Source organism: Isoptericola sp. NPDC056578 (genome assembly GCF_042793275.1).
Taxonomy (GTDB): Bacteria; Actinomycetota; Actinomycetes; order Actinomycetales; family Cellulomonadaceae; genus Isoptericola.
In genome coordinates this window covers 41,391-56,381 of sequence record NZ_JBHTVC010000013.1, presented here as the reverse complement: position 1 = coordinate 56,381, position 14,991 = coordinate 41,391, and the positions used below count along the sequence as shown (strand labels likewise).

Sequence of the window (14,991 nt, the reverse complement as noted above, 5' to 3'; positions counted from 1 at the left end):
CTGCTCACGACGCCAGCCCCAGGTCGCGGGCGATGATCATGAGCTGCACCTCCGTGGTGCCCTCGCCCACCTCGAGCACCTTGGAGTCCCGGTAGTGCCGGGCCACCGGGTTCTCGTTGAGGAAGCCGTAGCCGCCGAAGATCTGCGCGGCGTCGCGGGCGTTGGCCATCGCGGCCTCGCCGCCCACCAGCTTCGCCACCGAGGCCTCCGCCTTGAACGGCTTGCCGTGCACCTGCTTGAGCGCGGCGTCCAGCCAGCACAGCCGCGCCGAGTGCACGCGCGCCTGCATGCGCGCCAGCGTGAACGCGATGTGCTGGTTGCCGCCGATGGCGTGGCCGAAGACCTCCCGCTCCTTGGCGTAGCGCAGCGCCTCCTCGAGACAGCCCTGCGCGGCGCCCGTCGCGAGGGCGGCGAAGGCGATCCGGCCCTCGTCGAGCGCGCGCAGGAAGTTCGCGTACCCGCGGCCCTGCTCGCCCAGCAGGTGGCCGGCCGGGACGCGGACGCCGTCGAGCGTCAGCGGGTGGGTGTCCGACGTGTGCCAGCCGACCTTGTCGTAGCTCGGTCCCACGGTGAGGCCCGCCGTGCCCGCGGGGACGAGGAACGACGAGAGCTCGGGATGGGTCGCGCCGTCCGCCCCGGTGCGCGTGCCGGTCACCGCGGTGACCGTGATGACGCTGGTGATCGACGTGCCGGAGTTGGTGATGAACTGCTTGGAGCCGTCGATCACCCACTCGCCGGTGCTCTCGTCCCGGCGCGCGGTGGTGCGCGTGGCGCCGGCGTCCGACCCTGCCCCCGCCTCCGTGAGGCCGAAGGCCGCGAGCGCGCGACCGTTCACCAGGTCGGGCAGCCAGCGCTGCTTCTGCTCGTCGGTGCCGTGCCGGAAGATCGGCATGATCCCCAACCCGACGCCCGCCTCGAGCGTCACGGCGATCGACTGGTCCACCCGCGCGAGCGCCTCGACCGCGAGGCACAGCGACACGTAGTCCTTGCCCTGCCCGCCGACGTCCACCGGGAACGGCAGCCCGAACAGCCCCAGCTCGCCCATCTGCTCGATGATCTCGACCGGCAGGCGCCGCTCGGTGTCGTACGTGTAGGCGGCGGGGGCCACCACCTGGTCCGCGAACTCGCGCACCACGGCGCTGAGCTTCCGCTGCTCGTCGGTGAGCACGGTGGACTGGGTCTCGCTGATCATGACGCTCCTCGGGTGGCTGGGTCTGCCGGAGTGTGTGCTGCCGCCACGGCGGGGTCTGCCGGCGCGGGAGCGTGGTCTTCGGGGGTGTCGACGGGTGGGTCGACGGATGGGTCGACGATGGCGACCACCTGGTCCAGGCGCACCTGGTCGCCGGCGCGCACGTCGAGGCGGACGACGCCGGCGACGGGCGCGAGCAGCGGGTGCTCCATCTTCATCGCCTCGACCACGACGACGGGCTGGCCGGCGGCGACGACGTCGCCGTCCGCGACCGGCACGGCGGACACCGTGCCGGGCATCGCCACGCGCACCACGGCACGGGTGGGGCCGTCCGCCGCACCGTCGTCGCCGTCGGCACCGAGCGCGCGCTCCTCGCGTCGCCGTGCGGCCAGCGCGGCGCGGTCGAGCACGGTGAACGACGCCGTCCGCCCGTCCCCGTGCACCCACACCACCGCGGGCGCCGCGGTGAGCGGGGTCGTGGCGCCGTCGGCCGGCGTGTCGTGGGCAGGTCGTCCGCTCACGGCACCGACCTGGCTCCTGGTGGTGCCGTCCACGGTGAGCAGGTGGCGGCCGTCGGCGAGCGGGCGCAGGGACGCGCGCACCGGCTCGCCCTCGTCGAGGACGACGACGGCGTCCTCGGGCCTTCCGGTGAGGGCGACGGCGTGCTCCGCGCCCGCCGCGTCGACGAGCACCGCGCGGCGCGGCGCCGGCGAGCCGTTGAGCCGCCAGCCGTCGACGGCGGCCCAGGGCCCGGACGCGCCCGCCGTGCTCGGGGCCAGGGCGAGCAGCGCCGCCGCGACCAGCGCGCCGTCGGACGCCCGGTCCGCCCCGGCGGGCTTCGAGTCCGGCATCGCGCGGACGAGTCGGTCGATGAGGCCGGTGTCGAGCCGGCCGGCACGCACGTCGTCGTCGGCGAGCAGGTCGCGCAGGAAGCCGGCGTTGGTCTCGACGCCCAGCACGACGACGTCGGCCAGCAGGCCGTCGAGCCGCGTGATCGCCTCGGCCCGCGTGGGCGCCCAGGCCACGGCCTTGGCGAGCATCGGGTCGTAGTCGCCGGTCACCTCGGCGCCCGGCACCAGCCCGCTGTCGAGACGCAGCGGCGTCGCCCCGGGGCCGGCGGGCACGCCGGCGTCGTCGTACCGGAGCACGTGCCCGGCGGCGGGGAGGAACCCGCGCGCGGGCTGCTCCGCGTACAGGCGTGCCTCGACGGCGTGCCCGTCCAGCCGGACGTCCTCCTGCCGGAGGCCGAGCGGCTCCCCGGCCGCGACGCGCAGCTGCTGCTCCACGAGGTCCAGGCCGGTGACCATCTCGGTCACGGGGTGCTCCACCTGCAGGCGAGTGTTCATCTCGATGAACCAGAACGTGCCGGGGTCGTCGCCGGGCGCCAGGAACTCCACGGTCCCCGCGCCCACGTAGCCCACCGACCGCGCCACCGCGCACGCGGCCTCCCCGAGCCGGGCCCGGGTCGCGTCGTCGACGACGGGCGACGGCGCCTCCTCCACCACCTTCTGGTGGCGGCGCTGCAGGGTGCACTCGCGCTCGCCCAGGTGCACGACGGCGCCGTGCGTGTCGGCCAGCACCTGCACCTCGATGTGCCGCGGCCGCTCGACGAGCCGTTCCAGGAGCAGCCCGTCGTCGCCGAACGACGCGGCGGCCACGCGACGGGCCGAGGCCAGCGCGCCGGGCAGCTCGTCCCCCGCGCGCACCACCTCCATGCCCTTGCCGCCGCCGCCCGCGACCGGCTTGACCAGCAGCGGGAAGCCGACGTCGCCGGACGCGGCGACCAGGGCCGCGTCGTCCAGACCGTCGTCGAGCGTGCCGGGCAGCACGGGGACGTCGTGGGACGCGACGAGCCGCTTGGCCGCGGCCTTGTCCGCCATGGTCTCCAGCGCCTCGACCGACGGCCCGACGAAGACGATGCCGGCACGCTCGCACGCCCGCGCCAGGGCGGGGTTCTCGGACAGGAAGCCGTAGCCGGGGTGGATCGCGTCGGCGCCGGTCGCGACGGCCGCCGCCACGACCGCCTCGACGTCGAGGTAGCTCTGCGGGGCGGGCGCCGGGCCGAGGCGGACGGCCAGGTCGGTCTCCCGCACGTGCCGGGCGTCCGCGTCGGCGTCGGAGTACACGGCCACGGAACGGATCCCCAGCCGCCGCAGCGTGCCGATGACGCGGCACGCGATCTCGCCGCGGTTCGCGACGAGCACGGTGTGAAGCTCCCGGGTACCCATCCCGCTCACATCCGGAAGAGCCCGAAGCGGGGCTCGGTCGGGTCGGGTGCGGGCAGCGGCGTGCGGGCGCAGACGCCCAGCGCCAGGCCGAGCACACGACGGGTGTCGGGCGGGTCCACGATGCCGTCGTCCCACAGGCGCGACGTGGCGTGGTACGGGTCGCCGGCCACCTCGTAGCCGTCGCGGATCTGGGCGCGGAAGGACTCCTCCTCGCCTGCGTCCCACTCCTCGCCGCGGCGCGCGAGCTGGTCGCGCTTCACGGTGGCGAGCACCGACGACGCCTGCGCCCCGCCCATGACGGAGATCCGGGACCCGGGCCACGACCACAGGAACCGGGGCGAGTACGCCCGCCCGCACATGGCGTAGTTCCCCGCGCCGAACGAGCCCCCGACGATGACGGTGAGCTTCGGGACACGCGTGGTCGCGACGGCCGTCACCATCTTGGCGCCGTCCTTCGCGATGCCGCCCGCCTCGGCGTCGCGGCCCACCATGAAGCCCGAGATGTTCTGCAGGAACAGCAGCGGGATGCCGCGCTGGTCGCACAGCTCGACGAAGTGCGCCCCCTTGAGCGCCGACTCGCGGAACAGCACGCCCGCGTTGGCCAGCACCCCGACCGGGTGGCCGTGGATGCGCGCGAACCCCGTGACGAGCGTCGTGCCGTACTCCGGCTTGAACTCGTGCAGCTCGCTGCCGTCGACGATCCGGGCGATCACCTCGCGCGGGTCGTAGGGCTGCTGCACGTCCACGGGGACCGCGGCGTACAGGCCCTGGGGGTCGACGACGGGCTCGCGGGAGGGCGCGACGTCCCACGCGGGCTCCGGGTCCGGCGGCAGCGTGCCGACGATGTCGCGGACCAGGTCGAGCGCGTGCTCGTCGTCCTCGGCGAGATGGTCGACGACGCCGGACCGCCGCGCGTGCAGCTCCCCGCCGCCCAGCTCCTCGGCGCTGACGTCCTCGCCGATCGCGGCCTTCACCAGCGGCGGCCCGCCCAGGAAGATCGTGCCCTGGTTCCGCACGATGACGGTCTCGTCGCTCATCGCGGGCACGTACGCACCGCCCGCCGTGCAGGAGCCGAGGACCGCGGAGATCTGCGGGATCCGTGCCGCCGACAGCTTCGCCTGGTGGAAGAAGATCCGGCCGAAGTGGTCGCGGTCGGGGAACACCTCGTCCTGCCGCGGCAGGAACGCGCCCCCCGAGTCCACGAGGTACACGCAGGGCAGCCGGTTCTCCAGGGCGATCTCCTGGGCCCGCAGGTGCTTCTTCACGGTGAGCGGGTGGTAGGTGCCGCCCTTGACGGTCGCGTCGTTGCAGACCACCATCACCTGCCGCCCGCTCACCAGCCCGATGCCGGCGATGACGCCCGCCCCGGGCCACTCACCGGCCTCGCCCGGGCCGGCGTCGACCCCGAAGGCCGCCAGGGGCGCCACCTCGAGGAACGGGCTGCCCTCGTCGAGCAGCCGGGCCACGCGGTCGCGGGGCAGCAGCTTGCCGCGCGACGTGTGCTGGTCGCGGGCCCGCCGGGTGCCGCCCTCGGCGGCGACGGCGGTGCGCTCGCGGAGGCGGTCCGCGAGCGCCCGCTGGGCTTCGTCGTTGGCGCGGGCGGCGTCGGCGCGGGGGTCGACGGCGGAGTCGAGGACGGTCACGGGGCCTCGCTCTCGTCGGTCGTCCCGGTCGCGGGCTCGCCGCCGAGCAGGAGGACGAGCGCCGGGTCGGCGAGCACCGCCCCGAGCTCGGCGAGGAAGCGGGCGCCCTGCTCGCCGTCGACCACGCGGTGGTCGAACGTGAGACTGAGCGTGGTCACCTGGCGCAGCGCCACCTCGCCGTCGTGCTCCCACGGGCGGCGGGCCACCTGGCCGAGGGCGAGGATGGCGGGCTCGCCCGGGTTGAGGATCGGCGTGCCCGCGTCGACGCCGAAGACGCCGACGTTGGTGATCGTCAGCGTGCCGTTCACGAGCCGCTCGGGCGTGGTGCGGCCCGCCCGCGCCGTCGTCGTGAGGTCGGTGAGCGCGGCGGCCAGCCCGGTGAGGGACAGCGTGTCCGCGGCAGGGACGTGCGGCACGACGAGCCCGCGGTCGGTCGCGACCGCGATGCCGAGGTTCACGTGCGCGGGCCGCACGATCTCCGCCTCGCCGCCCGGCAGGTCCGCCCACCGGCTGGTGAGCGCCGGGTGGTTCGGCAGCAGCGCCAGGACGGCGCGCGCCACCAGCGCGAGCACCGTGATCCGCTGCCCGCCGGCCATCGGGTGCGTCTTGAGCCGGGCCAGCAGCTCCATGCTCGCCGTGACGTCCACGGTGAGGAACACCGACGCCTGCGGCGCCGCCGCGCTCGCGACCATCGCCGCCGCCGTGCGCCTGCGCACGCCGCGCACGGGGGTGCGGGACTCGCCGCCCGCCGCGCGCGCCGTCGTCGCCGGTGCCTCGACCTCCGCCGCGCCCGACGACGCCGACTCGACGTCGTCGCGCGTGATGCGCCCGTGCGGGCCGGTGCCCGTGATCGTGGCGAGGTCGATCCCGCGCTGCCGCGCCAGCGCCCGCACGACCGGCGTCGAGCGCGGCCGCTCCATGTGCCCGTCCGGCGACGAGACGGACGAGACGCCGTTCGTGGCGAGGGCGGGTGCCGCCGGCACGTCCCTCCGCCGGCGTCGCGCCGGGCGTCCCGTGCGCGCGGGCCGCGCGCCGTACCCGACGAGGTTCGGCTCGGGCCCGTCCTCCCCCGCCGGACCCACGGAGCGGTCAGGGCCAGGCGCGGGTTCTGGTGCACCTGGTCCGGACAGGTCGAAGGTGACCAGCGGCTCGCCGACCTCGACGGTCTGGCCCTCCTCGGCGTGCAGCACCCGCACGACGCCGGCGCACGGCGAGGGCAGCTCGACCAGCGCCTTGGCGGTCTCCACCTCCGCGATCACCTGGTTGAGCTCGACGGCGTCGCCCACGGCCACGCGCCACTCGACGACCTCGGACTCCGTCAGCCCCTCGCCCAGGTCGGGCAGCTTGAACTCGCGGGTCGCCATCACGCTCCCACCTCCACGCCGGCGCCCGACGCCGGCACCCGGCCGAGCGCGCGGTCGATCCCCACGAGCACGCGGTCGAGGTCCGGCACCTGGTTGGCCTCGAGCTTCGCGGGCGGGTACGGGATGTCGTACCCGGTGACGCGCACGGGCGGCGCCTCGAGGAAGTCGAAGCACCGCTCGGTGACCGACGTCGCGATCTCCGCGCCGACGCCCGCCTGCCGCGGCCCCTCGTGCAGCACGACGAGCCGACCGGTGCGCCGCACGGACGCCGCGATCGTCTCGTGGTCGACCGGGGACAGCGAGCGCAGGTCGATCACCTCGACCGAGACGCCTTCGTCGGACGCCGCGGTCGCGGCGTCGAGCGCGGTCGCGACGTGCGAGCCGAACGTCACGAGCGTGACGTCGTCGCCCGGCCGGACCACCCGCGCGGCGCCCATCGGGGGTGCGTCGTCGAGCGGCAGGTCCGCGTCCACCTCGCCCTTGACGTGGTAGAGCCGCTTGGGCTCGAAGAAGACGACCGGGTCGTCGCAGGCGATCGCCTGCCGCAGCACGGTCGAGGCGTCCTGCGGGTTCGACACCGACACGACGCGCAGCCCGGCCGTGTGCACGAAGTACGCCTCCGGCGACTCCGAGTGGTGCTCGGCCGCGCCGATGCCGCCCGCCACCGGGATGCGGATCGTCACCGGGAGCGTGACCTTGCCGTTGGTGCGGGCGTGCATCTTGGCGAGCTGGCTGACGATCTGGTCGAACGCCACGTAGACGAACCCGTCGAACTGGATCTCCACGACCGGCCGGTAGCCGCGGTACGCCAGCCCGACGGCGGTGCCGAGGATGCCGGACTCCGCCAGCGGCGTGTCCACCACGCGGCGCGGCCCGAACTCCGCCTGCAGGCCGTCGGTCACGCGGTACACGCCGCCGAGCCGGCCGATGTCCTCGCCGAGCACCATGACGGTCGGGTCGTCGGTCATCGCGCGGCGCAGCCCGGCGCCGAGCGCCTTGGCCAGGGTGAGCGTCTGGGCGGTCATCGGTCGGCCCCCTCGCCGCTCGTCGTCCCGGTGATCGTGCCGGTGGTCGTGCCGGTGGTCGTGTCGGCGAAGCCCGCCAGGTACGCCGCGTGCTCGGCGCGCTCGGCCGCCACCGTCGGGTGGGGCTCGGCGTACACGTGGTCGAAGACGCTCAGCGGCGGCGGGTCCTCCAGGGCGACGACGCCGGCCCGCAGCTCGGCGGCGACGGCGTCGGCCGCCGCGCGCACCCGCGCCTCGTCGCCGTCGTCGAGCAGGCCGCCCGCCCGCAGGTACGCGGCGAGCCGGGCGACGGGGTCGCGCTCGGCCCAGACGTCCAGCTCGGCCGGGTCGCGGTAGCGGGTGGGGTCGTCGGCGGTGGTGTGCGGTCCCATCCGGTAGGTGACCGCCTCGACGAACGTGGGGCCGCCGCCGGTGCGGGCGCGGTGCAGCGCCTCGCGCGTCGCGGCGAGGACGGCGAGCACGTCGTTGCCGTCCACGCGCACGCCCGGGACGCCGAAGCCGTCGGCCCGGCGGACGAGCGGCACGCCCGACTGCAGGGACACCGGCTCGGAGATCGCCCACTGGTTGTTCTGGCAGAACAGCACCAGCGGCACCTGCCAGGTCGCCGCGAAGACGAACGCCTCGTTGACGTCGCCCTGGCTCATCGCGCCGTCGCCGACGTACGCCACGACGGCGGCCGTGCCGTCGCCGCCCACCTCCACGGCACCGCGCTCGACGTCCGCCTGGATCCCCAGCGCGTAGCCCACGCCGTGCAGGGCCTGCGCACCGATGATGACCTGCGGCGTCGCCATGTTCACCGCGTACGGGTCCCAGCCCGACGCCGTGATCCCGCGCCACACGCGCAGCAGGTCGACCGGCGCGACGCCGCGCTTACGGGCCACCGCGTGCTCCCGGTAGCTGGAGAACACGAAGTCGTCGCCGCGCAGCGCCGTGGCGGAGCCCACCTGGGCCGCCTCCTGACCCTGCAGCGGCGGCCACAGCGCGAGCTCGCCCTGCCGCTGCAGCGCCGTCGCCTCGGCGTCGATGCGCCGCGCCACGACCATGTCCTCGTACAGCGCCAGCAGCGCCGACCGGGCCTCGTCCGTGCCCGCGTCGACGTCCGTCAGCCAGCGGTCGAGCGCCGGGTCCGGGTGTCGCACGCCCTTCTCGTCGAGCAGCCGGACCGTGCCGTCTGCATATGCCTCGTCCGTCGTACCGGACGCCGTCTCCGTCCGCGCTCCACCCGCTCGTGACAGGTCGTCGCGGGACGTCGAACCCATGGTGCTGGGCATCGTCGCCTCACCTCGTGTGTCGCCGGCCGCTCCGCGTCGAGCGCCGGATACCGCGAACGTAACGCCGCTCACAGAGTGCGACCAGCACCCCGCGACACCTTGAGCAGAGTGCTCAGGCCGACCCCGTTAGGCTGGTCGATGTGCGCAGCTACGACGCCGTGGACCTGAGCCTGCTGACGGCGCTCGCCGACGACCCGCGGGCCACCATCGCCGCCCTCGCGGAACGCCTGCGCCTGTCCCGGAACACCGTGCACGCACGGCTGACCCGGCTCGAGGAGTCGGGCGCCTTCCTCGACTTCGACCGCCGCATCAACCCCGCCGCGCTGGGACACCCGCTGACCGCGTTCCTCGAGGTCACCGTGCGCCAGCGCGAGCTGCCCGCCATCGTCGACCGGCTGGCCGAGATCCCCGAGGTCGTGCAGGCGTACGGGCACAGCGGCGCCGCCGACCTCCGCGTGCACGTCGTGTGCCGGGACACCGACCACCTGTTCCGCATCGACGCCGCCATCCTCGCCATCGACGGCGTGGAGCGCACCGAGACGTCGCTGTCCATGGGCGAGCTCATCCCCTACCGCATCCGCCCGCTCATCGAGGCCGCGCGGCGCGCCCTCTGAGCCGGGCCTGCGCCTGCTCGCGATCAGCCGGTGCGGCTGATCCAGCCCTCGGGACGCACGCCCGGCGCCGCCCAGACGAGGCCCAGGCGGATGCCCGGGTCGACGTCCTGGGTGAACTCCAGCTCCTGGGTGCCGGCGCCCAGTCCGTTCTCCGCGGATCCCGCGACGCGCGAGGTCAGGGTCCACCCGGCGGACTCCACGCGATCCTCGAGGTCGGCGAGGTCCCCGACGACCTCCAGCTCGACGTCGACCGAGCCGGGCGGGCCCGCGGAGTCGTCGCACCAGAACTCGCCCTCGGTGCTCCCCCCGAGCGCATCGACGAGGGCCGCGGCCTCCTCGACCAGGCGGTCGCCGTACTCGTGCTGTTCCGCCGCGCACTGCTCCTCGTAGCCCCACCAGGCACCGGCCACGTCGGCCGAGCAGCCGGACACCGCCAGCCCTCCGGCCACCCCCACGACGCCCGCCCAGGCACGCCCTCTCACCCGTGCCTCGTGGGCCACGGACTGCCGACCGGAGCCTCGTCGGCGCGACGTTCTCCGGGCCGCGCGGGACCGGGCTGACCTCGTCACCCGGCCCACCGCACGACGACGTCGGCGCCGTCGCGCGTGGCCTCGATCAGCTCGGCGTTGCGCTGGTCGGAGCCGTTCGCCCACCGGCGGGCGTCGTCGCGGCTCTTGCCGAAGGCGTGGTGCCGGTCCTCGAGGCGCGCGAGGCGGACGACGTCGGGCACGTCGAGGTACCAGACCTCGGTCATGCGGGCCCGGGCGGCGGGCCACGCGCCGGTGGGCGCGAGCAGGTAGTTGCCCTCCGTCACGACCAGCGGCACGTCGGCCGGCACGGCGACCCCCGCCGCCACGGGCTCCTCGATCTCGCGGCGGAAGACCGGGGCGTAGACGGGCGCGTCGCCGGGACGCGCGTCGGCGAGGCGGGCGACCAGCGCCGCGTACCCGGCGTCGTCGAACGTGTCGACCGCGCCCTTGCGGTCGCCGCGGCCGAGGTCGGCCAGGACGGCGTTCGACAGGTGGTAGCCGTCCATCCCGACCTCGACGGCCAGCGCCGGGCCGAGCGCCTCGACGATCGCCCGCGCGAGCGTCGACTTCCCCGCCCCCGGCGGGCCGACGATCCCGAGGACGCGCCGCTCGCCGGGCACCGCCAGCCGCCGGGCGCGCGCGACGAGCTCCGCCGTCGTCGCCCCGACCGTCGTCACCCCTCGTCCCGCGAGCTGTCAGGGCCAGGAGCAGCAGAACCTGCACGTGGCTCTGACAGCTCGGGGAGGTGCGCGAGCCAGGCACGCGGCCCGACCTTCCGCACCCGGACGCTCGCGACGCGCACGGCGGCGGCGCAGGCGTCCTGCAGCCCGGCCCCGCGGGCGAGCGCCACGGCCAGCGCGCCGTGGAACGCGTCGCCCGCGCCGAGGGTGTCCTGCACGTCGACCCGGGGCACGGGCACGGTGCCGTGCTCGCCGACCACGACGGCGCCGTCGTCGCGCCGGCGCGGCAGCGCCCAGGTCACCGGGTCCCCGCCGTGGGTGACCACCACGGACCGCGCCCCCAGCAGCAGCGCGCCGTGCGCGGCGTCGGCCGCGCCGGGCGCGACGTCCGCCGGCACGGTGAAGTCCGCGCTGAGGGCGGCGACGTCCGCCGCCGGCAGCAGGTCGGCGAACACGGGCCGCCACCGGCCGCCGTCCACCACGATCAGCGGCCGGGGGCGCAGCTCGTCGACGTGCGCGAGCACGGCCCGGGCGATCGCGGGGTGGTGGCCGTCGAGGAGCACGACGTCCGGTCGGGGCAGCCCCGCGAGGGCGTCGGGCCGCGGCGCGCGCACCGCGACCAGCGCCGCGTCGGGCGAGACCACGGAGCGCTCCCCCGTCGCGTCGTCGACGAGCACCGCCGAGACCGCGACGGGGAACTCCTCGTCCGGGCCCGCGACGTCGTGCACCTGCACCTCGCGGTCGTCGAGGTCCGCGCGCACCGCCTGGGCGATCGGCCCGGCGCCGAGCGCGCTGACCAGGATCGCGTGCGCCTCGAGCGCGGCCGCCGTGACGGCGGCGTTGGCCGCCGGGCCGCCGGCCGCGACGTCCTGGCGCGTCGCGGTGACCTTCTCGTTCGCGCCCGGGCGTCCCGACGCCCGGTGCACCACGTCGAGCGTCGTCAGCCCGACGAACCAGCAGACCACCATCGGCGCTCCTCCTCCCGGTCGGTGGCGACGACGGCTCAGCGGCCGGTGCCGTCCACGGCGTGCGGCTCGATGGCCGCGATCTCGTCGTCGGTGAGCGCCGGCGCGGACAGCGCGGCCACGTTGTCCTCGAGCTGCGCCACCGACGAGGCGCCGATGAGCGCCGACGTCACGCGCGCGTCGCGCAGCACCCACGAGAGGGCGAGCTGCGCGAGCGTCTGGCCGCGACCCTCGGCGATCGCGGCGAGGGCCCGCGCGCGGTCGAGGTACGTGTCCGTGAGGTTCGACGACGACAGGAACGGCGAGTCGCTGCGGGCGGCGCGCGAGCCCTCCGGCGCCGAACCGCCCAGGTACCGCCCGGTGAGCAGGCCCTGCGCCAGCGGGGAGAAGACGATCGTGCCGACGCCCAGGTCCTCGACGACGTCGAGCAGCGACTCGCTCTGGTGGCCGTCGTAGGCGTCGTCGCGGTCGGCGATCTCCACGTGCCGGTTGAACATCGAGTAGCTGGGCTGGTGGATGAGCAGCGGCACGCCGAGGTCGGCGAGCACCTGCGCCGCCTCGCGCGTGCGCGACGGCGAGTAGTTCGAGACGCCGACGTACGTCGCCTTGCCCTGCTGGACGGCGGACGCGAGGGCGCCCATGGTCTCGGTGAGCGGCGTCGAGGGGTCCGGGCGGTGGTGGTAGAAGACGTCCACGTGGTCCAGGCCCATGCGCGTCAGCGACTGGTCGAGCGACGAGAGCAGGTACTTGCGGGAGCCGTGGTCGCCGTACGGGCCGGGCCACATGTCGTAGCCGGCCTTCGTGGAGATGACGAGCTCGTCGCGGTAGGGAGCGAGGTCCTTGGCCAGGTGACGGCCGAAGTTCTCCTCGGCCGAGCCGTAGGGCGGGCCGTAGTTGTTCGCGAGGTCGAAGTGCGTGATGCCCAGGTCGAACGCGCGGCGCAGGATGGCGCGCTGGTTGTCGAAGGGGTTCACGTCGCCGAAGTTGTGCCACAGGCCCAGCGACAGGGCGGGCAGGTCGAGGCCGGAGCGGCCGGTGCGGCGGTAGGTCATCGACTCGTAGCGGGCGTCGTCGGCCAGGTACCGAGGTGCGAGAGGCATGGCCCCATCCTCGCGCACCCGGCCGACGCGTCGCGCGGTGCGATCACTCGGCGGGCGGCACCGGGAAGTTCGCACGGAACACGTTGTCCGGGTCCCAGTCGCGCTTCACCTCGCGCAGGCGGGTCAGCGTGGGCTCCGGGAAGGCGTCCGTGATCCGCTCGGGCCGGGTGTCCGTGTCGAACGACAGGTACAGCCCGTCGGTGTACGGCGCCATCACGTCGTCCCACACGGCGTCGAGCCCGGCCTGCGACGACGACATCGCCGACAGCAGGAAGTTCTGGTGCCGGTGCGCGTACGCCGTCGCGCCCTCCTCGACGTCGTTCGCCGCGCCGCCGGTGGCGCGGACCTGCAGGAAGTACGCCTCCCCCGACAGCGCGAGCTTCTCGAACGCGCGGGCGGTCGCGGTGTCCAGGTGCGCCACCAGCCCGGAGCGCACGGCGGGGTCGCCGCCGCCCTGGTGGTGCTTCTCCCCCGCCTGCACGACGCCCGCGTAGGGCAGCAGGTACGCCTGGTGGCCCAGCAGCGGCCCGGCGCCGGCGAGCCGCTCGAGCTGCTCGACGGCGGCGTCCGTGTCGTCGCCCGCCCAGACGGTCATGAGCTGGGCGACCGGGCCCTGGTCGTCGCTGCCGTCGGCGAGCCGCCCCCGACGGCCGGGCGAGAGGATGAGGAAGCTCGTCAGCTCGCGCGGCGCGGACTCGACGACGGCGCCCCACCGCTCGAGGGTGCCCGCGACGTCGGTCGCGTCGAGCGTCATCTGCGAGAACACGACGGCGCCCTGGTCCCCCAGCGCCATCGCCTCGATCTCCACCCACGTGACGACGCCCAGGTTGCCGCCCGCGCCGCGCAGCCCCCAGAACAGGTCGGGGTGCTCGTCGGCCGACGCCCGCACCACGCGCCCGTCGGCCGTGACGACCTCCGCCGCGACGACGTGGTCGATCGTCAGCCCGTACAGGCGTCCGAGGAAGCCGACGCCGCCCGCGGTGGCCAGCCCGCCGACGCCCACGCCACCCGAGTCGCCGGAGCTGATCGCCCAGCCTCGGGGCGCGAGCACCTCGGCGACACGACCCCACGTCGCGCCGACGCCGACCCGCACGCGCCGGGCGGCCTCGTCGACCACCTCGACCTGGTCCAGCGCGCCCAGGTCGACGACGATCCCGCCGTCGTTGGTCGACCGGCCGCTGATGCCGTGCCCGCCGGACCGCACGCCCAGCGGCACGTCCTGCGACCGCGCGAACCGCACGGCCTCGGCCACCTGCGCGGTGTCGCGGGGACGCAGGACGAGGCCGGGCGCCCCGGAGCGCAGGTAGTTGTGCCGCACGCCGTCGTACGCACGGTCGCCGGGCTCGACGGCGGAGGCCGCGAGCGCCGCGGGCACCGCCGCGTAGTCGATGCCGGGCCGGCGCAGCGCGATCGCTCGCGCGCCGCGCTGCGTGGCGGCGGGCGTCGTGCCCGACGACGCACGCTCGCGCGCCACCAGCTCGCGCACCGCCGGCGCGACCTCCTGGCCGTACACCTGGATGAGGGTGGGGTCGTCGGCCGCGAGGATCACGGTGCCGATGCCGTCCTCGAGCGCGAGCGTCGCCAGCTCGTCGACCCACTGCTCCACAGGGCCCTGGAGGAAGCCCTGCGGCTGCGCGGTGACGGCGCCCTGCACGTTGAGCAGGCGCCGGATCTCGGCCGGGTGGCGCCCCGCCTCCGCGGCGGCCTCGTCGATGATCGCGTGCCCGCGCTGCAGGTCGCCGTCCTTGAGGTACGCGAGCGAGGGAAGCCAGCCGTCGGCCTTGCGGGCGATCAGCCGCAGCATGCGGGGCTTGAGCGCGCCGAGCCAGATCGGGACGTCGTGGGCCGGCTCGGGACCGCGCTTGGCGCCGGCGACGCGGTGGTGGGTGCCGTCGACCCGCAACGAGCGGCGCTCCCGCCCGTCCCAGATCCCGCGGATGATGTCGAGCGCCTCGTCGAGGGCGTCGACGGACTCGCCGGGGGTGAGGCGCGTGCCGCCCATCGCGACGATCGGGTCCCAGAACCCGCCGGCGCCGAGGCCGAGCGCGGCGCGGCCCCCGGACAGCAGGTCGAGCGACGCGACGGCGCGCGCGAGCACGGCGGGCGGCCGCAGCGGCAGGTTGAGCACGTTGCCCGCGACGGTCACCCGCTCGGTCTGCGCGGCCACCCAGGACAACAGGGTCCACGTGTCGAGGAAGCCCGGCTGGTACGGGTGGTCCTGGAACGTCACCAGGTCGAGCCCGGCCGCCTCCGTGGCCTGCGCGAGCCGCACCGGCTGCTGCGGGTCGCGGTTCGTGGGGGTGAGGAACGTGCCGAAGACCAGGTCGTGGCCGTAGTCCGTCATGCGGGACCTTTCGCGGGAGGACCGCTCCCGTCGTCCGG

Annotated in this window: 12 protein-coding genes; 1 reads left to right on the top strand and 11 read right to left on the bottom strand. The window is 75.5% G+C overall.

What is annotated here, in order from left to right; all coding sequences use genetic code 11:
* Nucleotides 1–4: 4 nt before the first annotated feature.
* Genes ACFQ80_RS07555 through ACFQ80_RS07530 form a run of 6 tightly spaced genes read right to left on the bottom strand, consistent with a single transcriptional unit; the run spans nt 5 to nt 8,720 of the window.
* The gene (locus tag ACFQ80_RS07555) at nt 5–1,192 is read right to left on the bottom strand and encodes an acyl-CoA dehydrogenase family protein (RefSeq protein WP_430550663.1); all 1,188 of its coding nucleotides are present in this window, start codon (nt 1,190–1,192) and stop codon (nt 5–7) included.
* Entirely contained in the window at nt 1,189–3,417 is a 2,229-nt protein-coding gene (locus tag ACFQ80_RS07550) for an acetyl/propionyl/methylcrotonyl-CoA carboxylase subunit alpha (RefSeq protein ID WP_430563209.1), read from the bottom strand. Before ACFQ80_RS07550 ends, ACFQ80_RS07555 begins: the two co-directional genes overlap by 4 nt.
* A 5-nt stretch (nt 3,418–3,422) precedes the next feature.
* Nucleotides 3,423–5,060: a carboxyl transferase domain-containing protein gene (locus tag ACFQ80_RS07545; RefSeq protein WP_430563208.1), complete on the bottom strand. Its 1,638-nt coding sequence runs from the start codon at nt 5,058–5,060 to the stop codon at nt 3,423–3,425.
* The gene (locus ACFQ80_RS07540) at nt 5,057–6,424 is read right to left on the bottom strand and encodes a dihydrolipoamide acetyltransferase family protein (protein WP_430563207.1); all 1,368 of its coding nucleotides are present in this window, start codon (nt 6,422–6,424) and stop codon (nt 5,057–5,059) included. The genes ACFQ80_RS07545 and ACFQ80_RS07540 overlap by 4 nt, the downstream gene beginning before the upstream one ends.
* Nucleotides 6,424–7,449 carry an alpha-ketoacid dehydrogenase subunit beta gene (locus tag ACFQ80_RS07535; protein ID WP_430563206.1) on the bottom strand — a complete coding sequence of 342 codons (1,026 nt, stop codon included), beginning with the start codon at nt 7,447–7,449 and terminating at the stop codon, nt 6,424–6,426. Before ACFQ80_RS07535 ends, ACFQ80_RS07540 begins: the two co-directional genes overlap by 1 nt.
* Complete coding sequence (locus tag ACFQ80_RS07530) at nt 7,446–8,720, bottom strand: thiamine pyrophosphate-dependent dehydrogenase E1 component subunit alpha (protein ID WP_430563205.1); 1,275 nt, start codon at nt 8,718–8,720, stop codon at nt 7,446–7,448. The genes ACFQ80_RS07535 and ACFQ80_RS07530 overlap by 4 nt, the downstream gene beginning before the upstream one ends.
* A gap of 140 nt (nt 8,721–8,860) precedes the next feature.
* On the opposite strand from ACFQ80_RS07530, the gene ACFQ80_RS07525 reads away from it, so the two are divergent.
* Nucleotides 8,861–9,334, top strand: coding sequence for an Lrp/AsnC family transcriptional regulator (locus tag ACFQ80_RS07525; RefSeq protein WP_430550669.1), 474 nt, complete (start codon nt 8,861–8,863; stop codon nt 9,332–9,334).
* 23 nt (nt 9,335–9,357) lie between these two features.
* Here the strand turns inward: ACFQ80_RS07525 and ACFQ80_RS07520 are convergent, their stop codons facing one another.
* From ACFQ80_RS07520 to ACFQ80_RS07500, 5 genes are all read right to left on the bottom strand, one after another.
* Entirely contained in the window at nt 9,358–9,816 is a 459-nt protein-coding gene (locus tag ACFQ80_RS07520; RefSeq protein WP_430563204.1) for a hypothetical protein, read from the bottom strand.
* A gap of 83 nt (nt 9,817–9,899) precedes the next feature.
* Nucleotides 9,900–10,541 carry a nucleoside/nucleotide kinase family protein gene (locus ACFQ80_RS07515; protein ID WP_430563203.1) on the bottom strand — a complete coding sequence of 214 codons (642 nt, stop codon included), beginning with the start codon at nt 10,539–10,541 and terminating at the stop codon, nt 9,900–9,902.
* On the bottom strand, nt 10,538–11,512 hold the full coding sequence (locus tag ACFQ80_RS07510; protein WP_430563202.1) for a PfkB family carbohydrate kinase: 975 nt from the start codon (nt 11,510–11,512) through the stop codon (nt 10,538–10,540). The genes ACFQ80_RS07515 and ACFQ80_RS07510 overlap by 4 nt, the downstream gene beginning before the upstream one ends.
* A 35-nt stretch (nt 11,513–11,547) precedes the next feature.
* On the bottom strand, nt 11,548–12,609 hold the full coding sequence (gene mgrA / locus ACFQ80_RS07505) for an L-glyceraldehyde 3-phosphate reductase (RefSeq protein WP_430550673.1): 1,062 nt from the start codon (nt 12,607–12,609) through the stop codon (nt 11,548–11,550).
* A gap of 43 nt (nt 12,610–12,652) precedes the next feature.
* Nucleotides 12,653–14,953, bottom strand: a complete 2,301-nt coding sequence (locus ACFQ80_RS07500) for an LLM class flavin-dependent oxidoreductase (RefSeq protein WP_430563201.1) — start codon at nt 14,951–14,953, stop codon at nt 12,653–12,655.
* Between the last annotated feature and the right edge of the window lie 38 nt (nt 14,954–14,991).

Bases quoted from the DNA above. Each gene is read 5' to 3' on its own strand.
- ACFQ80_RS07555 (WP_430550663.1), bottom strand. From the start codon at position 1,192: ATGATCAGCGAGACCCAGTCCACCGTGCTCACCGACGAGCAGCGGAAG.
- ACFQ80_RS07550 (WP_430563209.1), bottom strand. From the start codon at position 3,417: ATGGGTACCCGGGAGCTTCACACCGTGCTCGTCGCGAACCGCGGCGAG.
- ACFQ80_RS07540 (WP_430563207.1), bottom strand. From the start codon at position 6,424: ATGGCGACCCGCGAGTTCAAGCTGCCCGACCTGGGCGAGGGGCTGACG.
- ACFQ80_RS07535 (WP_430563206.1), bottom strand. From the start codon at position 7,449: ATGACCGCCCAGACGCTCACCCTGGCCAAGGCGCTCGGCGCCGGGCTG.
- ACFQ80_RS07530 (WP_430563205.1), bottom strand. From the start codon at position 8,720: ATGCCCAGCACCATGGGTTCGACGTCCCGCGACGACCTGTCACGAGCG.
- ACFQ80_RS07510 (WP_430563202.1), bottom strand. From the start codon at position 11,512: ATGGTGGTCTGCTGGTTCGTCGGGCTGACGACGCTCGACGTGGTGCAC.
- mgrA (WP_430550673.1), bottom strand. From the start codon at position 12,609: ATGCCTCTCGCACCTCGGTACCTGGCCGACGACGCCCGCTACGAGTCG.
- ACFQ80_RS07500 (WP_430563201.1), bottom strand. From the start codon at position 14,953: ATGACGGACTACGGCCACGACCTGGTCTTCGGCACGTTCCTCACCCCC.